This is a genomic window from Microbacterium sp. (genome assembly GCF_035277845.1).
Classification (GTDB): Bacteria; Actinomycetota; Actinomycetes; order Actinomycetales; family Microbacteriaceae; genus Microbacterium.
In genome coordinates this window covers 1-3,094 of sequence record NZ_DATEJS010000073.1, presented here as the reverse complement: position 1 = coordinate 3,094, position 3,094 = coordinate 1, and the positions used below count along the sequence as shown (strand labels likewise).

The window sequence follows — 3,094 nt, the reverse complement described above, 5'->3', positions numbered from 1 at the left end:
GGCGGCGAGCTTCTGGCCGGCGCTGACCACCGTGCGCCAGCATTTCGACCAGGTCGGCGTCGCCGCCTGGCGGTCGCTGCTGGCCAGCATCGAAGGGGAGCGCCCCGGCTCGGTCGGCCTGATCCCGACCGAGCTCGTCGTCCGCGAGAGCAGCGGCCCGGCGCGCTGACTCCCGGGGCTATGCGCCCTCGAGGGCGGCGGAGACGACCGCGCGGGCCTCCTCCTGCACCTGCTTGAGGTGCTCGGGCCCCTTCAGGGACTCGGCGTACAGCTTGTAGACGTCCTCGGTGCCGGACGGGCGCGCGGCGAACCACGCGCTCTCGGTCTGCACCTTGAGCCCGCCGATCGCGGCCCCGTTGCCTGGAGCGTTCGTCAGCTTGGCGGTGATCTGCTCGCCGGCGAGGTCGGACGCCGTCACGGCATCCGGCGACAGCTTTCCGAGGGCGGCCTTCTGCGCCGGCGTCGCCGCGGCATCCACCCGCTGGTACGCGGACGCGCCGAAGCGCTCCTCGAGCTCGGCGTACCTCTGCGACGGGGTCTTGCCGGTCACCGCGATGATCTCGGAGGCGAGCAGGCACAGCAGGATGCCGTCCTTGTCGGTGGTCCAGACAGTGCCGTCCTTGCGCAGGAAGGATGCCCCGGCCGACTCCTCGCCGCCGAACGCCACCGACCCGTCGAGCAGCCCCGGCACGAACCACTTGAACCCGACCGGCACCTCCAGCAGCCGCCGGCCCAGCGACTCCGCGACGCGGTCGATGATCATCGACGACACGAGCGTCTTGCCGATCGCGGCATCCTGCGGCCACCCGGGCCGGTGCGAGTACAGGTAGTCGATCGCGACCGCGAGGTAGTGGTTGGGGTTCATCAGCCCGGCGTCGGGCGTCACGATGCCGTGGCGGTCGGCATCCGCGTCGTTGCCGGTGAGCACGTCGTACTCGTCGCGACGCGCGACGAGGGAGGCCATCGCAGACGGCGACGAGGGATCCATGCGGATCTTCTCGTCCCAGTCGAGCGTCATGAACCGCCACGTCGGGTCGACATCGGGGTTCACCACGGTGAGGTCGAGTCCGTACAGCTCCCCGATCAGCGCCCAGTACTCGACGGATGCCCCGCCGAGCGGGTCGGCGCCGATCCGCACCCCGGCGTTGCGGATCGCGTCGATGTCGATGATGTTCTCGAGGTCGCGCACGTAGCCGTCGCGGAAGTCGTATTCGCCCACGACATCCGCGTCGATGTCCGCGAAGCGGGTGCGCTCGACCCCCTCCAGGCCGGCCGCGATCAGCGCGTTGGCGCGATCCGCGATCCAGCCGGTGGCGTCGGTGTCGGCCGGCCCGCCGTGCGGCGGGTTGTACTTGAAGCCGCCGTCGCGGGGCGGGTTGTGGCTGGGGGTGACCACGATGCCGTCGGCGCGGCCGGGGTCGTCCACCGCGCGGCCGCGGTTGTAAGTGAGGATCGCGTGGCTGAGTGCCGGGGTGGGCACCCAGGAGTCGCGCGAGTCGCGGCGCACATCGACGCCGTTGGCGACGAGCACCTCCACGGCGGTGCGCTCGGCGGGAAGCGACAGACCGTGCGTGTCACGGCCGAGGAACAGCGGACCGGTGATGCCCTGCGCCGCCCGGTACTCGACGATCGCCTGCGTGGTCGCGAGGATGTGGTCTTCGTTGAAGCTCGTGGACAGGCTCGAACCGCGGTGGCCGGATGTGCCGAACACCACGCGCTGAGACGCCACGGTCGGATCGGGTTTGCGGTCGTAGTACGCGTTGATCAGTTCGTCGACGTCGATGAGGTCGCTGGCTTCGGCAGGCTGTCCGGCGCGGGTCATGCCCCCCAGTCTGCCGCGCCGAGTCGTCCGTGTCAGCCGTGCGACGCGCGATGCCGGTGCGGATTCAGTCGGAACACCCGGATTCAGGACGATTCCCGCGGCATCCTGCTGAATCGGGCTGATCTTGCTGATTTCCGGAGCGGGCGGGCACCGCCGGTAGGCTTGGCGAGTGACGAGCGACATGTGGGACTCCGGCGCGCCCCGACGCACCTACAGCTACCTGGGTCCGGCCGGAACCTTCACCGAGGCCGCCCTCGCCCAGGTCCCCGAGGCGCGCGGGCAGGTGTGGCATCCGGTGCGCAACGTCGCCGAGGCGCTCGCCGACGTCACCGAGGGCCGGTCGGATGCCGCGATGATCGCCATCGAGAACTCCGTGGACGGCGGCGTGTCCACGGCGCAGGACTCCCTCGCCACCGTGCCGGGGCTGCGGATCGTCGGCGAATACCTCGTGCCGGTGTCGTTCGTGCTGGTCGGCAAGCCCGGAACCACGCTCGCGGACGTCTCGCTGATCGCGGCGCACCCCGTGGCCTACGCCCAATGCCTGCAGTGGCTCGGCACCGAGCTGCCGGCCCACTCGCACGTGCCGGCCGCCAGCAACGTGGCATCCGCCCTCGGCATCCTCGACGGCACCAGCGACGCGGATGCCGCGATCGCGCCGCCCGGCATCCTCGACCACCATGACCTGGAGCTGCTCGCCGAGAACATCGGCGACAACCCCAACGCGGTCACCCGCTTCGTGCTGGTGAGCCGCGCCGTGCCGCAGCAGTCGCCCACCGGAGCCGACAAGACCTCGCTCATCGTCGAGCTGCCCGAAGACCACCCGGGCGCGCTGCTCGACATGCTCGAGCAGTTCGCCACCCGCGGCATCAACCTGTCGCTGCTGGCCTCGCGCCCCATCGGCGACGAGCTCGGCCGCTACCGGTTCGTCATCGACGCCGACGGCCACGTGCGCGACGAGCGCATGGCCGACGCGCTGCTGGGGCTGCGCCGCTTCAGCCCGAAGGTGACGTTCCTCGGCAGCTACCCGCGCGCCGACCGCGCCATCGTCCGCTACCCGCAGCGCTACTCCGACGACGTGTTCGTCGAGGCGCGCGACTGGCTGCGCGGCATCCTCTCCGGCGAACCCGACTACTGAGCGGACGGAGCGAGCTCTCCTATCCCGGTCGTTGAGCGAGCTCTTCTCCCCCCGGTCGTTGAGCGAGCTCTCCTACGCCGGTCGTTGAGCGAGCGAAGCGAGACGAAACGCATCGCCCGTACGGGACCATGCGTTTC

At 70.7% G+C, this 3,094-nt stretch carries 3 protein-coding genes; 2 read left to right on the top strand and 1 reads right to left on the bottom strand.

The genetic code is table 11. From position 1 onward, the window contains the following. The first annotated feature begins 31 nt into the window (after window positions 1-31). Window positions 32-169, top strand: coding sequence for a hypothetical protein (locus tag VJR25_RS16690; RefSeq protein WP_414683714.1), 138 nt, complete (start codon window positions 32-34; stop codon window positions 167-169). Window positions 170-178: 9 nt separating this feature from the next. Here VJR25_RS16690 and pgm read toward each other — a convergent pair whose 3' ends face one another. Further along, on the bottom strand, window positions 179-1,822 hold the full coding sequence (gene pgm / locus VJR25_RS03095) for a phosphoglucomutase (alpha-D-glucose-1,6-bisphosphate-dependent) (RefSeq protein ID WP_324112413.1): 1,644 nt from the start codon (window positions 1,820-1,822) through the stop codon (window positions 179-181). A 181-nt stretch (window positions 1,823-2,003) separates the two neighbouring features. Here pgm and pheA point away from each other — a divergent pair, with 181 nt between their 5' ends. Continuing rightward, window positions 2,004-2,957: a prephenate dehydratase gene (gene pheA, locus VJR25_RS03090; RefSeq protein WP_324112415.1), complete on the top strand. Its 954-nt coding sequence runs from the start codon at window positions 2,004-2,006 to the stop codon at window positions 2,955-2,957. Window positions 2,958-3,094 lie beyond the last annotated feature (137 nt).

Coding starts and splice junctions, on each gene's coding strand:
- pgm (WP_324112413.1), bottom strand. CDS start 1,822: ATGACCCGCGCCGGACAGCCTGCCGAAGCCAGCGACCTCATCGACGTC.
- pheA (WP_324112415.1), top strand. CDS start 2,004: ATGTGGGACTCCGGCGCGCCCCGACGCACCTACAGCTACCTGGGTCCG.